15 protein-coding genes are annotated in these 15,274 nt (G+C 70.8%); 2 read left to right on the top strand and 13 right to left on the bottom strand.

The annotated features are described in order from the left end of the window. Positions 1-76 precede the first annotated feature (76 nt). From ACZ4W9_RS15155 to ACZ4W9_RS15130, 6 genes are all read right to left on the bottom strand, one after another. Positions 77-1,081 (bottom strand): helix-turn-helix transcriptional regulator, encoded by a 1,005-nt coding sequence (locus tag ACZ4W9_RS15155; RefSeq protein ID WP_467935748.1) that lies wholly within the window; start codon positions 1,079-1,081, stop codon positions 77-79. A gap of 14 nt (positions 1,082-1,095) precedes the next feature. Further along, positions 1,096-2,049, bottom strand: coding sequence for a helix-turn-helix transcriptional regulator (locus tag ACZ4W9_RS15150; protein WP_467935746.1), 954 nt, complete (start codon positions 2,047-2,049; stop codon positions 1,096-1,098). A 143-nt stretch (positions 2,050-2,192) separates the two neighbouring features. Then, positions 2,193-2,564, bottom strand: coding sequence for an FKBP-type peptidyl-prolyl cis-trans isomerase (locus ACZ4W9_RS15145; RefSeq protein WP_358689416.1), 372 nt, complete (start codon positions 2,562-2,564; stop codon positions 2,193-2,195). Positions 2,565-2,646: 82 nt separating this feature from the next. Continuing rightward, positions 2,647-3,651 (bottom strand): FKBP-type peptidyl-prolyl cis-trans isomerase, encoded by a 1,005-nt coding sequence (locus tag ACZ4W9_RS15140; RefSeq protein ID WP_467935745.1) that lies wholly within the window; start codon positions 3,649-3,651, stop codon positions 2,647-2,649. A gap of 139 nt (positions 3,652-3,790) precedes the next feature. Then, positions 3,791-5,152: a Pup--protein ligase gene (gene pafA / locus ACZ4W9_RS15135; RefSeq protein ID WP_467935744.1), complete on the bottom strand. Its 1,362-nt coding sequence runs from the start codon at positions 5,150-5,152 to the stop codon at positions 3,791-3,793. Positions 5,153-5,161: 9 nt separating this feature from the next. After that, the gene (locus tag ACZ4W9_RS15130; protein ID WP_467935742.1) at positions 5,162-6,421 is read right to left on the bottom strand and encodes an MFS transporter; all 1,260 of its coding nucleotides are present in this window, start codon (positions 6,419-6,421) and stop codon (positions 5,162-5,164) included. 87 nt (positions 6,422-6,508) lie between these two features. On the opposite strand from ACZ4W9_RS15130, the gene ACZ4W9_RS15125 reads away from it, so the two are divergent. Further along, complete coding sequence (locus tag ACZ4W9_RS15125) at positions 6,509-7,525, top strand: LacI family DNA-binding transcriptional regulator (protein WP_467935741.1); 1,017 nt, start codon at positions 6,509-6,511, stop codon at positions 7,523-7,525. A gap of 61 nt (positions 7,526-7,586) precedes the next feature. Here the strand turns inward: ACZ4W9_RS15125 and prcA are convergent, their stop codons facing one another. The 6 genes from prcA to arc all read right to left on the bottom strand — a co-directional run bounded on the left by prcA (position 7,587) and on the right by arc (position 13,634). Then, entirely contained in the window at positions 7,587-8,339 is a 753-nt protein-coding gene (prcA, locus tag ACZ4W9_RS15120) for a proteasome subunit alpha (RefSeq protein WP_467935739.1), read from the bottom strand. 61 nt (positions 8,340-8,400) lie between these two features. Next, on the bottom strand, positions 8,401-9,246 hold the full coding sequence (prcB, locus tag ACZ4W9_RS15115; RefSeq protein ID WP_467935737.1) for a proteasome subunit beta: 846 nt from the start codon (positions 9,244-9,246) through the stop codon (positions 8,401-8,403). Next, the gene (locus ACZ4W9_RS15110; RefSeq protein ID WP_467935735.1) at positions 9,198-9,437 is read right to left on the bottom strand and encodes an endonuclease VII domain-containing protein; all 240 of its coding nucleotides are present in this window, start codon (positions 9,435-9,437) and stop codon (positions 9,198-9,200) included. Before ACZ4W9_RS15110 ends, prcB begins: the two co-directional genes overlap by 49 nt. Before the next feature lie 298 nt (positions 9,438-9,735). Next, positions 9,736-9,954: a ubiquitin-like protein Pup gene (locus tag ACZ4W9_RS15105; protein ID WP_020939002.1), complete on the bottom strand. Its 219-nt coding sequence runs from the start codon at positions 9,952-9,954 to the stop codon at positions 9,736-9,738. 170 nt (positions 9,955-10,124) lie between these two features. Continuing rightward, positions 10,125-11,636 (bottom strand): depupylase/deamidase Dop, encoded by a 1,512-nt coding sequence (gene dop, locus ACZ4W9_RS15100; protein WP_467935734.1) that lies wholly within the window; start codon positions 11,634-11,636, stop codon positions 10,125-10,127. Between the two features lie 231 nt (positions 11,637-11,867). Beyond that, positions 11,868-13,634 (bottom strand): proteasome ATPase, encoded by a 1,767-nt coding sequence (arc, locus tag ACZ4W9_RS15095; protein WP_467935733.1) that lies wholly within the window; start codon positions 13,632-13,634, stop codon positions 11,868-11,870. 518 nt (positions 13,635-14,152) lie between these two features. On the opposite strand from arc, the gene ACZ4W9_RS15090 reads away from it, so the two are divergent. Next, the gene (locus ACZ4W9_RS15090; protein ID WP_467935731.1) at positions 14,153-14,455 is read left to right on the top strand and encodes a ferredoxin; all 303 of its coding nucleotides are present in this window, start codon (positions 14,153-14,155) and stop codon (positions 14,453-14,455) included. A 7-nt stretch (positions 14,456-14,462) separates the two neighbouring features. On the opposite strand, the gene ACZ4W9_RS15085 is transcribed toward ACZ4W9_RS15090, so the two are convergent. Next, entirely contained in the window at positions 14,463-15,035 is a 573-nt protein-coding gene (locus tag ACZ4W9_RS15085; protein ID WP_467935730.1) for a hypothetical protein, read from the bottom strand. Between the last annotated feature and the right edge of the window lie 239 nt (positions 15,036-15,274).

Below are 15,274 nucleotides of genomic sequence, written 5' to 3'. Positions count from 1 at the left end.
CGCAGCCGATCACACCTGGTCGTTCGCCGTCAGGGCCGTACGGCCCCGGTCCCGCGGGCCGCCCGGCCCCGGTCGCCTACGGCACCGGCACCGCGCCGGCGGGGACGTCGTACGCCGCCAGGGCCTCGCGGGCCGCCCGGCGGGCGCTCTCGGCCAGCTCGGGCGGCGAGGCGATCCGGCCGTCGCGGCCGAGCCGCAGCGCCAGCCGGCGCAGCGAGGCCGGGTCGGGGGTGCGCAGTGTGATGCGCAGCCCGCCGTCGGGCAGTTCCTCGGCGCTGTCGTGCGGGTAGTACTCGGCGACCCAGCGACCGCCGGGGCCGACCTCGACCACGACCTCCGGGTCCTCGGCGGCCGGCTGCACCAGGCCCTCGGAGAGGTCGCGCAGTTCTATCTCGGGCGGGGCCGAGGGCGCGTCGAGGATCCTGATCTCGGCGACCCGGTCCAGCCGGAAGGTGCGCCGGGCCTCGGAGCGGCGGCACCACGCCTCCACATAGGTGTGGCCGACGCTGACCAGCCGGATGGGGTCGATCTCGCGCTCGGTGACCTCGTCGCGGGCCGGAGAGTAGTAGCGGATCCACAGCCGGCGGCGCTCGGAGATCGCCCGGTCGACGTCGGCGAAGACACCGCCCTCGGACTCGAACGTCACCGACAGCCGGGAGCTGGCGCCGGCCGCCTCCCCGGCCGCGGTCTCCACCTTGGCGGTGGCCCGCAGCAGGGCCTGGCGGTCGCTCTCCCGCAGGCCGGGCAGGGTGGCCACGGCACGGGCGGCGACCAGCAGGGCGGTGGCCTCGTCGGCCGCCAGCCGGAGCGGTTCGGCCGCCTCCTCGCCGAGCGCGGCCGGGTTGTGCCACCAGATGCGCTCGCCGTCGGTGTCGATGTCCAGCAGATCGCCGCCGCGGAAGCTGGTGCCGCACATGGGCAGCACATCGAGGTCGGCGACCAGCTCGTCCTCGCTGATGCCGAAGGCGCGCGCGACGTCGGCGATCCGGGCGCCGGGGCGCTCGCGCAGATACGTCACCAGGGAGAGCATCCGCCGCGTCTGGTCGATCGCGGTGCCGGTCCTGGCCGGTTTGCCTGCCACTGTCCCGCTCCCCCTCAGTCCTCGGCCACGGCGCGCAGCCGGTCCACCACATCGGCCCGCAGCTCGGCCGGCTCCAGGACCACCACGTCCGGCCCGAACTCCACCAGCCAGGCGTCCAGACCGTGCCCGTACGGAATCTCCAACTCGTCCCAGCCGTCACCCAGTTCCCGGACCTTCACGGCCTTCGCCCGAAGGGGGTAACCGGCGCCGGAACGCAGCCGGATCAGCGCGGAGCGGTCGGCGATCTCCCCGGCCCAGCTCGCGACGGTCTCGCGCACGGTGACGACGTCCGGCACCGGCGCGGTGAAGCCCGTGCCGCGGGAGCGGACCTTGCCGGTGATCCGGGACAGCCGGAAGACGCGTTCGGCACCCCGGTCGCGGTCGAAACCCGCCAGGTACCAGTGGCCGCGCCAGCACTCCAGCGCCCACGGCTCCACGTTCCGGGGCTCGGGGCGGGCGGCGTTGGCCTTGCGGTAGTCGAAGAGGACCGGGCGGCGGTCGCGGCAGGCCAGCATCAGCGGTTCGAAGGCGGCCTCGTGCACGGGGATGCGCGGTTCCAGGGCGCCGTGCGCCTCGTACGGATCGACGTCCTCGGGGAGGCCGGCGGCGCGCAGCTTCTGCAGGGCCCCGCTGGCCGCCCCGGCCAGCCGCGCCTGCTGCCAGACCTTGGCGGCGAGGCCGAGGGCGGCGGCCTCCTCGGCGTCCAGGGTGATGGGGGGCAAGCGGTTGCTGTCGCGGCGGGCGAGATAGCCGACCTCGCCGTCGAGGTTCTCGACGGTCTCGATGACCAGCCCCAGCTCGCGCAGGTCGTCCTTGTCCCGCTCGAACATGCGGTTGAAGGAGTCGTCGGAGCCCGCTTCCATGTAGGCCTCGATGGACTCGCGCAGCTCGCGCTTGCTGAGCGGCCGACGCGCGCCGAGCAGACACAGCGCGAGGTTCATCAGCCGCTCGGCCTTGGCAATGGCCATCGACGCCCTTCGCTTCCCTATGGTGCTTCCGACCGATGACCGTACCGCCCCGCGGGGCGCGGGCAAAAGCCGAGGGCCCATGCCCGGACGGGCATGGGCCCCAGGTGATCACGTCCGGTCAGGTCCGGACGCCCTGGCGGGGATCAGACGCCGAGGAGGTCCACCACGAAGATGAGCGTCTCGCCGGGCTTGATCGCCGGGGTCGGGCTCTGGTCGCCGTAGGCGAGGTGGGCCGGGATGGTCAGCTGGCGGCGGCCGCCGACCTTCATGCCCTGCACGCCGCGGTCCCAGCCCGCGATGACCCGGCCGGCGCCCAGCGGGAAGCGGAACGGGGAGTTGCGGTTCCAGCTGGCGTCGAACTCCTCGCCGGTGCTGAAGGCGACGCCCACGTAGTGGACGGTGACCGTCTGGCCCGCCTGCGCGACCGGACCGTCGCCCTCCCAGATGTCCTTGATCTCAAGGTCCGCCGGAGGCGCGCCCTCAGGGAAGTCGATCTCGGGCTTCTCGATGTTCACGTCAAAAGCTCCTGCGTGTGTACGGCATGAATCGCGGACAGTCTTTCATCCCCGCCGGCCCCCCGCCCGCCACGGGCCCCGGCTACATCGCCGCGAGGATGTCCACCGTGAACACGAGGGTGGAGCCCTTCTTGATGACCCCGCCCTGCGGCGGGTTGTCGCCGTAGCCCAGCTCCGGCGGGACGACGACCAGGACCCTGCTGCCCACCTTCTTGCCGGTCAGTCCCTGGGCCAGGCCCTTGACCACCTCCCGCATTTGCTTCAGCGAGAACTGGCTGAGCCGGTTCGAGCCGTACGTCCGCTCGAAGGTCTTGCCGCCGTCCCAGACCAGGCCCTGGAACTGGCACAGCACCGTCTGGTCCGCCTTCAGCTCGGGACCGTCGCCCTCCAGGACGTACTCCGACACGAGCTTCTCCGGCGGGTCCGTCCTCGGCACGGTGACCTTCGGCGGCTTGCCGTCGGTGTTGGTGCCCACCTTCGGCAGGGCGGGGTCGTCCTGCGGGACCGCTGTGCCCTTGGCGGAGCTGGCGGAGTTGAAGGACTCGATCACGTCGATGACGAAGACCAGGGTGTCGGTGCCCTTGATGCCCGCCTGGGGGTTGCCGTCCTTGCCGTAGCCCCAGGCGGGCGGGACGGCGATCTGCACGCGCGAGCCGGCCTTCTTGCCCTGGAGGGCGTACCGCCAGCCGTCGACGATGCTGCCCCGGGCGAGCTGGATGACCAGCGGGCGCTTGCGGTCGTAGGAGTTGTCGAAGACCTTGCCGGTGTCCCAGATCTGGCCGAGGTAGTCCGCGCGGACGAAGTCGTTCTCCGCGACCGTCCGGCCGCCGCCCGCGATCAGCGTCCGGACCGCGATGTTCTTCGACGGGTCGCCCGGACCCTTGGCGACCGTGGGCTTCTCGCCGAACTTCTCGCCCGCCGTGATCGCCGGCAGCGGCCCCTGCACCATCTTCGGCGGGGGCGCGGAGGACGCCGAGTCCGACGGCGAGGGAGCCGTCTCACCGGAGTCGGACGAGTCGTCACCGCAGCCGGCGAGCGTCAGGAGTCCTGCGGGTACGGCGGCGAGGAGAAGCGAGCGTCGGCGCACGGAAGAGCCTCGTAATCGGTCGGTCTTGCGGAGGACGTGCGCGCAACTCTACGACTGACACGGGCGCCGTACGGACAACGTACGGCGCCCGTGTGGCGCGCGGCATGTCACGCCCGGACGGACGGCCCGCCCGGTACCGCTACATGCCCGCGATCAGCTTCTCCACCCGGTCGTCCACCGAACGGAACGGGTCCTTGCACAGGACGGTGCGCTGCGCCTGGTCGTTGAGCTTCAGGTGCACCCAGTCGACCGTGAAGTCCCGGCGCTGTTCCTGCGCCCGCCGGATGAAGTCGCCGCGCAGCCGGGCCCGAGTGGTCTGCGGGGGGACCGACTTGCCCTCGAAGATCTTCAAGTCGTTGCAGATCCGGGCGGCTTGGCCCTTCTTCTCCAGCAGGTAGTACAGGCCGCGACGGCGGTGGATGTCGTGGTAGGCGAGGTCTATCTGGGCGACCCGCGGGTGCGACATCGTCATGTTGTGCTTGGCCCGGTACCGCTCGATGAGCTTGTACTTCATGACCCAGTCGATCTCGGTCTCGACGCGGTCCAGTTCCTCGGTCTCGATGGCCTCCAGCGTGCGGCCCCACAGCTCCAGGACCCGCGCGACCGTCCCGGTGCGGATGCCCCGGCGGTCGCAGAAATCCAGCGCCTTGTCGAAGTACTCGCGCTGCACCTCCAGCGCGGAGGCCTCCCGGCCGCTGGCCAGGCGCACCTTGCGCCGGCCGGTGATGTCGTGGCTGACCTCGCGGATCGCCCGGATCGGGTTCTCCAGGGTGAGGTCGCGCATCACCGTGCCCGCCTCGATCATGCGCAGCACCAGGTCGGTGGCGCCGACCTTCAGCAGCATCGTCGTCTCGGACATGTTCGAGTCGCCGACGATGACGTGCAGCCGGCGGTAGCGCTCGGCGTCCGCGTGCGGTTCGTCGCGGGTGTTGATGATGGGCCGGGAGCGGGTCGTCGCCGAGGAGACGCCCTCCCAGATGTGCTCCGCGCGCTGGCTGACGCAGTAGACGGCCCCGCGCGGGGTCTGCAGTACCTTGCCGGCGCCGCACAGCAGCTGCCGGGTGACCAGGAAGGGGATGAGGATGTCCGCGAGCCGGGAGAACTCCCCGTGCCGGGCCACGAGGTAGTTCTCGTGGCAGCCGTAGGAGTTGCCCGCCGAGTCGGTGTTGTTCTTGAAGAGGTAGACGTCGCCCGCGATTCCCTCCTCGTGCAGGCGTCGTTCCGCGTCCACCAGGAGTCCTTCGAGAATGCGCTCGCCGGCCTTGTCGTGGGTGACCAGTTCGATCACGTTGTCACATTCGGGGGTGGCGTATTCCGGATGCGAGCCCACGTCGAGATAGAGCCGGGCGCCGTTTCGCAGAAAGACGTTGCTGCTGCGGCCCCATGACACGACACGGCGGAAGAGGTATCGCGCCACCTCGTCAGGAGACAGGCGGCGCTGTCCCCTGAACGTGCACGTGACGCCGTACTCGTTCTCCAGCCCGAAAATGCGGCGGTCCATGAAGGAACATTACGCCCGATCCCCCGAGCTGAAACGGGGTTCGGCGGCACGATTTGGATCATTTTCCGATGAAGCCGCAACGACCCCGCCTCGCACGGGAGCCGCGAGGACCCCTCCGGTGGCGAGCAGGACCAGCAACGACACCGCCCCGGCCACGCTCGGCAGACCGAAGCCCCACACGGTTCCGCCGGCCTGCACCACCGGCCCCGCCAGGCCCGTTCCCACCGACGCGCCCACGGTGAACGTCGTCACGAGCCAGGAGAACGCCTCGGTGACCGTGCCGCGCGGCGCGTGCCGGTCCACGATGATGAACGCACAGGCGATGCAGGGCGCCAGGAAGACGCCGGAGACCACGCTGAGCAGCACCATGGGGACCGTGCCCGGCGTCAGCGTGAGCGGCAGGTAACACACCGCCAGCAGGGCCACCAGGACCCTCAGCCGCCGCTCGGGCGGGCCGGCCCACCGGCGGGCGCCGTACACCGTGCCGCCGGCCAGCGCGCCGAGGCCGAGCCCCGCCATCAGCCAGCCGTAGACCGCGTCGCCGCCGTGGCCGTCCGCGTACGACACCGCGGCGACCGTGATGGAGCCCAGCGCGATGCCGACGAACAGGAACGCGGCGAGCAGCACGAGCAGACCGGGCGAGCGCAGCGCGCCCAGCCAGTGCGCCTCACGCGGTGCCGAGCGCCACGCGCGCGAGGGCGGCGAGAGGACCACCGACAGGGCGCCCATGACGCCCAGCAGGTTCAGCACCAGCAGGGCGGCCCGCTCGTCCCACACGGACACACACACGGTCACCAGCAGCGGGCCGACGGTGAACATGACCTCCTGTGCGATGGCGTCCATGGCGTACGCGGTGTGCACCTGCTCCTCGCGGCGCAGCACGGACGGCCACAGGGCGCGCAGACCACCCTCCAGCGGCGGGGTGAACAGGCCGGACACCGCGACGGCCGCGTACGCCAGCGGCAGCGGACCGGTGCCGCACAGCGCGAAGACCCCCATCGCCAGGGCCGCGGCGACGGCGGCGGGCAGCTGGACGCGCGGCTGGCCGTACAGGTCCACGAGCCGGCCCAGCACCGGCTGGCCGACGGCGTTGGCGACGCCGTACACGGCCGCGAGGGCACCGGCCAGGCTGTAGCTGCCGCCCTCGGCGCGGACGAAGAGCACGAGGGCGATGGCCGCCGTCGCGTTCGGCAGCCGGCCCACCAGGGTCCCGGCGAGCAGCCGCAGCGCATGCCTCGCCCTCAGGATCTCCAGGTATCCCGTGGCCATGCCCGCCTCCAAGTGTTACGTATAACGTCGCTCCTCATACGTACCATGAGCGCTGTTCGCACGTCCACACGAAGGAGCACGCCCACCGTGGCACGCAGCAGCACGCGCCCGACCAGCCGGGACGTCGCCCACGCGGCCGGGGTCTCCCAGGCGGCCGTCTCCCTCGTGCTGGGCGACAAATGGCGCGGCCGGGTCTCCGAGACCACCGCCGAACGCGTCCGCCAGGCCGCCCGCGAACTGGGGTACCGCCCGAACCTCGCCGCGCGCAACCTCCGCCTCGGCCGCACCCGCACCGTGCTGCTCGTCGTGCCCGCCCTCACCACCGAGTTCTTCGCCGGCGTCTACACCGGCGCCGCCCGCGTGGCCGCCGCACACGGCTTCGGCGTCGTCCTCTACCCCTCCCCCGAGGGCATCGGCCCCGCCCGCGATCCCTTCGCCTCCGCCCAGGCCGCCCTGGACGGCGTCATCGCCTCCTCCATGGCCGCCGACGCCCTCACCGCCATCCGCGGCGACCAGCTCCCCCTCGTCATGCTCGACAGCGACCCGGCCGGCAGCCTCGGCGCCGCCACCGTCAACCTCGACATCGCCGACGGCGTCCGCCAGGTCGCCGCACACCTCCTCGGCCTCGGCCACCGCCGCGTGCTCCACCTGGCCGCCGACGTGCCCTCCTGGACCTTCGAGATCCGCGCGGCGGAACTGGCCGCCCGCATGGCCGCCGTCCCCGGCACCGAGGTCCGCACCGCACGCGCCCCGATCTCCATCGACGGCGCCCTCACCGCCACCGAGGCCGCCCTCGCCGCGCCCGGACCCCGGCCCACCGCCATCGTCTGCGACGACGACAAACTCGCCGCCGGCGCCTACAAGGCCCTGCGCCGCCTCGGCCTGCGCATCCCCGACGACGTCTCCGTCACCGGCCTCGACGACCTGGCCCTGGCCACCGCCATCGACCCCGAGCTGACCACGGTGCGACTGGACGCCGAACTGTTCGGCGAACGCGGCATGCGGGCCCTGCTGGCCGTCCTGGAGGGCCGCCGGCCCGAGAGCGGGGACATCCCCGTCCACCTCGTCGTCCGGGGCTCCACCGCCCCGTCCCGCACCCCCTAGGACGCGCGACGCCCCGGCCCATGCCGGGCCGGGGCGTTCTCCGTCGTGCTAGGAAGGAGGATCAGTCCTCCTCGGAGCCCTCCTCCGCGGAGCTCTCCGCCTCCGTGCTCGCGCCGTCCACCGCGAGCAACCGGTCCAGCTGCCGGCCGACGATCCGCTTGAACTTCCGCTTCTGCGGACGCGTACGGTCCAGCACCGCCACCTCCAGCCGCTCGGCGGGGATCTCCCGCTCGCTGCCGTTGGTGTCCCGCGACAGCGCCTGTACCGCCAGCTTCAGGGCCTCCGCCAGGCTCATGCCGTCGCGGTGCCGCTGGTCCAGGAAGCCGCTGATCTGCTCCGCGTTGCCGCCCACCGCGACCGAGCCGTGCTCGTCCACGATCGAGCCGTCGTGCGGCAGCCGGTAGATCTGGTCGCCCTCCGGGGTCTCCCCGACCTCGGCCACCACCAGCTCCACCTCGTACGGCTTCTCGGCCGCCGAGGAGAAGATCGTGCCCAGCGTCTGCGCGTAGACGTTGGCCAGGCCGCGCGCGGTGACGTCGTCGCGGTCGTAGGTGTAACCGCGCAGGTCGGCGTAGCGCACGCCGCCGATCCGCAGGTTCTCGTACTCGTTGTACTTGCCGGCCGCCGCGAAGCCGATTCGGTCGTAGATCTCGCTGAACTTGTGCAGCGCGCGGGACGGGTTCTCGCCGACGAACACGATGCCGTCGGCGTACTGCAGCACGACCAGGCTGCGGCCACGGGCGATGCCCTTGCGGGCGTACTCCGCCCGGTCGGCCATGGCCTGCTGGGGTGAGACATAGAACGGCGTCGACACCGGTTATCCGTCCCTTTCTGTCATGGTCACTGGATCACCTTGATAAGAACCGGGCCCGCGCTCAGAGCAGAGCGGCCTTCGGGCCGTCCGGCTCCTCCAGACGCTTCTGCAGCACCGCGCGGGCGAGCTGCGAGGATTCCTCCTCGGTGAGCCGCCGGTAGCCGTCCTCGGTGATCACGGTGATGATCGGGTAGATCCGGCGGGCGACATCGGGACCACCGGTCGCCGAGTCGTCGTCGGCCGCGTCGTACAGGGCCTGCACCACCAGTGTGGTGGCCTGCTCCTCGGTCAGGTCGGCCCGGAACAGCTTCTTCATCGCGCCCCGGGCGAAGACCGAGCCCGAACCCGTGGCCGCGAAGTTGTGCTCCTCGGAACGGCCGCCCGTGACGTCGTAGGAGAAGATGCGCCCCTTCGCGCGGTCCACGTCGTACCCCGCGAACAGGGGGACCACGGCCAGGCCCTGCATGGCCATGCCGAGGTTGGAACGGATCATCGTCGACAGCCGGTTCGCCTTGCCCTCCAGCGACAGCTGGGCGCCCTCGACCTTCTCGAAGTGCTCCAGCTCCAGCTGGAAGAGCTTGACCATCTCCACGGCCAGGCCGGCGGTGCCGGCGATGCCGACCGCCGAGTACTCGTCGGCCGGGAACACCTTCTCGATGTCCCGCTGGGCGATCACATTGCCCATCGTGGCCCGGCGGTCACCGGCGAGCACGACCCCGCCGGGGAACGTCACGGCCACGATCGTCGTGCCGTGCGGTGCCTCGATGACGCCCTGCGTGGGCGGCAGCTGCCGGTTGCCGGGCAGCAGCTCGGGCTGGTGCCCGGCGAGGAAATCCATGAACGAGGAGGATCCTGGCGTCAGGAAGGCAGCTGGTAGACGCCCGGTGCTACGAGTGTTGGCTTCCACGCGATTCCTTCCACATAAGCAGCAGCCCGCCTCATGACCTCGGGCTGATCCTTGAACTGCCCCAGTGCGGCATTGCAGCTGAAGCACAGTACGCCACGGACCCTACCCGTCTGATGGCAGTGATCCACATGCGTCGGCACGGCGGCCGGACAGATACAGCAGACGCCCCCTGGGAGGCGTTGCGATGCCATTCGCTGTGCGGTCCGGCCTCCCCGCACGTCCGGCAGAGCTGGTACCCGGCCGGGACATCCACCTTCTCCCGGACCGGCTTGCCCTCCGCTTCCCGGCGGCGCCGGTAGTGCGCGGCGCTGTACCGCGCCACACACTCCCGGCAGTGCATCTGGAGGCCGTCACGCCTGTTCCTGTCCCTGGCGAGGGAGGCGAGGGGCAGATCCCGGCCCGCACTTCCCGCGTTCCTTCGCGCTCGGCTCCTCAGCCACCGGACTCCCCCGCGACCTTCATTCCGAAGGCAGAGTGACCCTTCCGCCTCTATTCTCCGCCTTTTTGCACGAAGGAGCGCACGAAGTCCTCTGCGTTTTCCTCAAGCACGTCGTCGATCTCGTCCAGTACCGAGTCCACGTCGTCCGACAGCTTCTCGTGTCGTTCCTTGAGGTCCTCGGAAGCCTGCGCGTCCTGCGCCTGCTCCTCGACCTCCTCGGTGGACCGGGTGGCCTTCTGCTGGCCGCCGCCGGTGTCCTTGGTCGCCATAACCTCACCCCGCTCAGTTCGCCTGCCGATCGGTGATGATCAGACCCTATAGGCCGGGTCCGACATCGGCCCCGCAGTTTCCACAACGTGCGGGGCCCGTCTCGATGATTCCCGGGCGGTGGGGTTTCCACCCCGCCCGCCCGGGCCGTACCAGTGCCCGCTGACCGTGCTCAGTTCCCGGACAGGACCCTGACCAGGTCTTCCGCCGTCCGGCAGCGGTCCAAGAGCTCCTTGACGTGATTTCGCGTTCCGCGTAGTGGTTCCAGGGTTGGGACCCGCTGGAGGGAGTCGCGGCCCGGGAGGTCGAAGATGACCGAGTCCCAGGAGGCGGCCGCGACGTCGTCGGCGTACTGCTCCAGGCAGCGGCCGCGGAAGTACGCCCGCGTGTCCTCCGGCGGCTTCGTGCGGGCCCTGTCGACCTCGGACTCGTCCAGGAGGCGCTTGATGCGTCCGCGGGCCACCAGACGGTTGTAGAGGCCCTTCTCGGGGCGTACGTCGGCGTACTGGAGGTCGACCAGGTGCAGCCGGGCGGCGTCCCAGTCGAGGTCGTCGCGGCGGCGGTAGCCCTCCATCAGCTCGCGCTTGGCGACCCAGTCCAGTTCGCCGGCCAGGCTCATGGGGTCGTTCTCCAGCCGGGTGAGGGTGTCCTCCCAGCGGCCGAGGACGTCCTTGGTCTGGTCGTCGGCGTCGGCGCCGTAGCGCTCCTCGACGTACTTGCGGGCCAGTTCGAAGTACTCCATCTGCAGCTGGACGGCGGTGAGCGTGCGTCCGCTGCGGAGGGTGACCAGCCGCTTCAGGGAGGGGTCGTGGGAGACCTGGTGCAGGGTGCGGACGGGCTGGTCCACCGCGAGGTCCACGGCGATGAAGCCGTCCTCGATCATGGACAGGACCAGGGCCGTCGTGCCCAGCTTCAGGTAGGTCGAGATCTCGGAGAGGTTCGCGTCGCCGATGATCACATGCAGGCGGCGGTACTTCTCCGCGTCCGCGTGCGGCTCGTCGCGGGTGTTGATGATGGGGCGCTTGAGCGTGGTCTCCAGGCCGACCTCGACCTCGAAATAGTCCGCGCGCTGGCTGATCTGGAAGCCGTGTTCGTGCCCGTCCTGGCCGATGCCGACGCGGCCGGCGCCGGTGAAGACCTGGCGGGAGACGAAGAAGGGCGTCAGGTGGCGCACGATGTCCGAGAAGGGGGTCTCCCGCTTCATCAGGTAGTTCTCGTGCGTGCCGTAGGAGGCGCCCTTGTTGTCGGTGTTGTTCTTGTAGAGGTGGATCGGCTGGGCACCAGGGAGCTGTGCGGCGCGCTCGGCGGCCTCGGCCATGATCCGCTCGCCGGCCTTGTCCCACAGGACGGCGTCGCGGGGGTTGGTGACCTCGGGGGCGCTGTATTCGGGGTGGGCGTGGTCGACGTACAGGCGTGCGCCGTTGGTGAGGATCACATTGGCCAGGCCGATGTCCTCGTCGGTGAGCTGGCTGGAGTCGGCGGCCTCACGGGCGAGGTCGAAGCCTCGCGCGTCCCGCAGCGGGTTCTCCTCCTCGAAGTCCCAGCGGGCCCGGCGGGCCCGGTGCATCGCCGCCGCGTAGGCGTTGACGATCTGGGACGAGGTGAGCATGGCATTGGCGTTGGGGTGGCCGGGGACGGAGATCCCGTACTCCGTCTCGATGCCCATTACTCGCCGTACGGTCATGCGGCCCTCCTTGCCCGGCGGCACCCTCGGTCGTGGGCGCCGCTCAAGTGCGCTGGCGCTCCGGTGCGTGTGCGGTGCCCGTCCCCGCACGGCGCGACTCGGCGGCAGGTACGAGCCTAGAACGCCTTTGCGCTGGTGGGGAGATCATTTGCGTCATTGGCTGCTCCGGTCGTGGCCGGAAAAACAGGCGGCTGCGGGTACCCGTCGAGGGCACCCGCAGCCGCCCTGCCGTTACAGGTACTGACCGGTGTTCGCCACCGTGTCGATGGAGCGTCCGGTGTCCGCGCCCTGCTTTCCGGTGATGAGGGTACGGATGTAGACGATCCGTTCGCCCTTCTTTCCGGAGATGCGGGCCCAGTCGTCCGGGTTGGTGGTGTTGGGCAGGTCCTCGTTCTCCTTGAACTCGTCCACGCAGGCCTGGAGGAGGTGGGAGACGCGGAGGCCCTTCTGGGTCTTTTCCAGGAAGTCCTTGATCGCCATCTTCTTGGCGCGGCCCACGATGTTCTCGATCATGGCGCCGGAGTTGAAGTCCTTGAAGTAGAGGACTTCCTTGTCACCGTTGGCGTAGGTGACTTCCAGGAAGCGGTTCTCCTCGGATTCCGCGTACATCTGCTCGACCGCGGTCTGGATCATGCCCTGGACCGTGGCGCCCTTGTCCCCGCCGTGTTCGGCGAGGTCGTCGGCGTGCAGCGGGAGGCGTTCGGTGAGGTACTTGCCGAAGATGTCCTTCGCGGCCTCGGCGTCGGGACGCTCGATCTTGATCTTCACGTCGAGCCGGCCGGGGCGCAGGATGGCCGGGTCGATCATGTCCTCGCGGTTGGAGGCGCCGATGACGACCACGTTCTGCAGGCCCTCGACACCGTCGATCTCGGCGAGCAGCTGGGGGACGATGGTGTTCTCCACGTCCGAGCTGACACCGGAGCCCCGGGTGCGGAAGAGGGATTCCATCTCGTCGAAGAAGACGATGACGGGGGTGCCCTCGCTGGCCTTCTCGCGGGCCCGCTGGAAGACCAGGCGGATCTGCCGCTCGGTCTCGCCGACGTACTTGTTGAGCAGCTCGGGGCCCTTGATGTTCAGGAAGAAGCTCTTGCCGGCCGCCTGGCCGGTGACCTCGGCGACCTTCTTGGCGAGCGAGTTCGCGACGGCCTTGGCGATGAGCGTCTTGCCGCAGCCGGGCGGACCGTAGAGCAGGACGCCCTTGGGCGGGCGCAGCTCGTGCTCCTTGAACAGGTCGGGGTACAGGTACGGCAGCTCGACCGCGTCGCGGATGGCCTCGATCTGGTTGCCGAGGCCGCCGATCTGCTCGTAGCCGATGTCGGGGACCTCTTCGAGGACCAGTTCCTCGACCTCGCTCTTGGGCACGACCTCGTAGACGTAGCCGGAGCGGGGTTCGAGCAGAAGGGCGTCACCGGCGCGGATGGTGGTGCCGAGCAGTGGTTCGGCGAGCCGGACCACCCGCTCCTCGTCGGTGTGCCCCAGTACGAGGGCGCGCTCGCCGTCCTCGAGGATCTCCTTGAGGGTGACGATGTCGCCGACGCGCTCGAACTCCATGGCCTCGACCACGTTGAGCGCTTCGTTGAGCATGACCTCCTGGCCGCGCCTCAGTACGTCGAGTTCGACGCTGGGGCTGACGTTCACCCGGAGTTTGCGGCCGCCGGTGAAGATGTCGGCGGTGCCGTCCTCGTTGGCTTGCAGGAAGACACCGAAGCCGGCCGGCGGCTGGGCGAGCCGGTCGACCTCCTCCTTGAGGGCCACGATCTGGTCGCGGGCCTCGCGCAGGGTGTTGGCCAGCCGCTCGTTCTGGGCGGACACGCCGGCCAGGTTGGTCTGCAGCTCGACGATCCGCTCTTCGAGAATCCTCGTGTGACGCGGAGAGTCGGCGAGCTTGCGGCGCAGGACGGCGATCTCCTGCTCAAGGTAGGCGATCTGCCCGGCCGGGTCGTCGGACCCGCGTCCCGGGCGGATGCCGCGGTTCATGTCGTCGTCGTGGGCTGCCACGGTCCTCACCTCCTCCAAGGGGAGCTGGACGCTTCCAGACCCTACCTGGGTGGGTGTCGATTGAAACCCCTAGATCACAAAGACTGTCAAGGTGTGTCGTCGGTCACCCGCTGCACACTCCCTCGCACGGAGGGGATACCCACTCAACGTGAGGGGAAAGCAGCTTGTTCCATCCATGCTCTGGTCGAAACCCTTCGTGACTGGCCGGAGTTGTTCGTACGGGGACCATGCGGCCGGGACGCGGGCAGCACTCGGAGCGCTCGTACGATCATCACGCAGAGCGATGTCTCAGACGGACGGTGTCACTGCCGTGGCGGCTGGGGACGATCGGTCCCGCCGCCGGTGCCTGCCTCTCCCGGTCCGGCGCTGGTACCCGGGCGGAACGGGCCGGAAACCCCGAACGGTGCCCGATGGCCGGGAACCGGGCGGAGGTAGGGTCGGGGGTGTTCAACGACCGCTGGTGCGGACCCGGCCGGCCCTCGGGCGCCGGGACGTCCGGCGAACCGAAGGCAGGAGAGATGACCGTGCAGCAGGAGGCCCCGGGCGGCGAGGCGCTGGAGGTCTGGATCGACCAGGACCTGTGTACCGGCGACGGGATCTGCGCCCAGTACGCCCCGGAGGTGTTCGAGCTGGACATCGACGGACTCGCGTATGTGAAGGGCGCGGACGACGAACTGCTCCAGGCCCCGGGGGCGACCGTGCCGGTGCCGCTGCCGTTGCTGACGGACGTGGTGGACTCCGCGAAGGAGTGTCCCGGCGAGTGCATCCACGTCCGCCGGGTTTCGGACAGGGTCGAGGTGTACGGCCCCGAGGCGGAGTGAGTCCGGCTCAGACGCTGTGCGCCCCGGCCGGGGTGGAGCGGAGGAAGGCGTTCCCGTTCCACCGCCAGCTGGCCGGGGTGCGCGTGTCGGGGCAGCAACTGGGCACGGCGTCCGAGGAGTAGCCGAGCAGGGTGGCCGAAACGCCGCGCTCGCGGATGGCGAATTCCGTGACGGTGAGGCGCTCCTTGGGCCGGACCAGGGTGGCGACCACGCGTGCGGTGCGGCCGTCGGTGCCCCGGGCGAGGACGTAGACCCCGTCGGGCGGGGTGCCCATGGGGGCGTCGCAGTGGACCACGGCGACGGTTTCCGGCCTTCCGTCGCCGTCCAGGTCGCCGGTGGCCTTCTTGACGACCACGGCTTTCACCGGGCCGCAGTCCAGGGGGAAGTCGACGCCGGTGGTGCCCGGCGCCGCGGCGGCGGGCCCGGTGCGGGTGGCGGGGGCGGGCTGGGCGGCCGTGGCCGGGCCGGGCCGGACGACGGAGGAGAGCGCCACGACGCCCGCGAGGGCCGTGGCGGTGGCGACCCAGTGGATGGGCCGGGTCCGGGTGTGCGCGAGTTCCGGAACGGCGGATGGCTGCACGAGGAGTGTCTCCTGCGAGGGCGGTGCCGGTGGGATGGCCTGCATGGTGCCACACGTCACAGTGCGGGGGAACGGCGGGGTCTGCCGGTACCCGTCGGCGGGCGGCCCGCGCGGGGGCACCTGCGCCGGTGCCGGGTCAACGGACGGGGGGGGGGGGGGGGGGGGGGGGGGGGGGGGGGGGGGGGGGGGGGGGGGGGGGGGGGGGGGGGGGGGGGGGGGGGGGGGGGGGGGGGGGGGGG

This window comes from Streptomyces sp. NPDC029296 (assembly GCF_055569255.1).
This window is presented reverse-complemented; position numbering and strand designations above follow the sequence as displayed.

What these genes read in the sequence shown, in the direction of transcription:
- ACZ4W9_RS15150 (WP_467935746.1), bottom strand. Translation starts at nt 2,049, where the DNA reads ATGGCCATTGCCAAGGCCGAGCGGCTGATGAACCTCGCGCTGTGTCTG.
- dop (WP_467935734.1), bottom strand. Translation starts at nt 11,636, where the DNA reads ATGACCGTACGGCGAGTAATGGGCATCGAGACGGAGTACGGGATCTCC.
- ACZ4W9_RS15090 (WP_467935731.1), top strand. Translation starts at nt 14,153, where the DNA reads ATGACCGTGCAGCAGGAGGCCCCGGGCGGCGAGGCGCTGGAGGTCTGG.
- ACZ4W9_RS15110 (WP_467935735.1), bottom strand. Translation starts at nt 9,437, where the DNA reads ATGGCATCGCAACGCCTCCCAGGGGGCGTCTGCTGTATCTGTCCGGCC.
- ACZ4W9_RS15130 (WP_467935742.1), bottom strand. Translation starts at nt 6,421, where the DNA reads ATGGCCACGGGATACCTGGAGATCCTGAGGGCGAGGCATGCGCTGCGG.
- ACZ4W9_RS15105 (WP_020939002.1), bottom strand. Translation starts at nt 9,954, where the DNA reads ATGGCGACCAAGGACACCGGCGGCGGCCAGCAGAAGGCCACCCGGTCC.
- pafA (WP_467935744.1), bottom strand. Translation starts at nt 5,152, where the DNA reads ATGGACCGCCGCATTTTCGGGCTGGAGAACGAGTACGGCGTCACGTGC.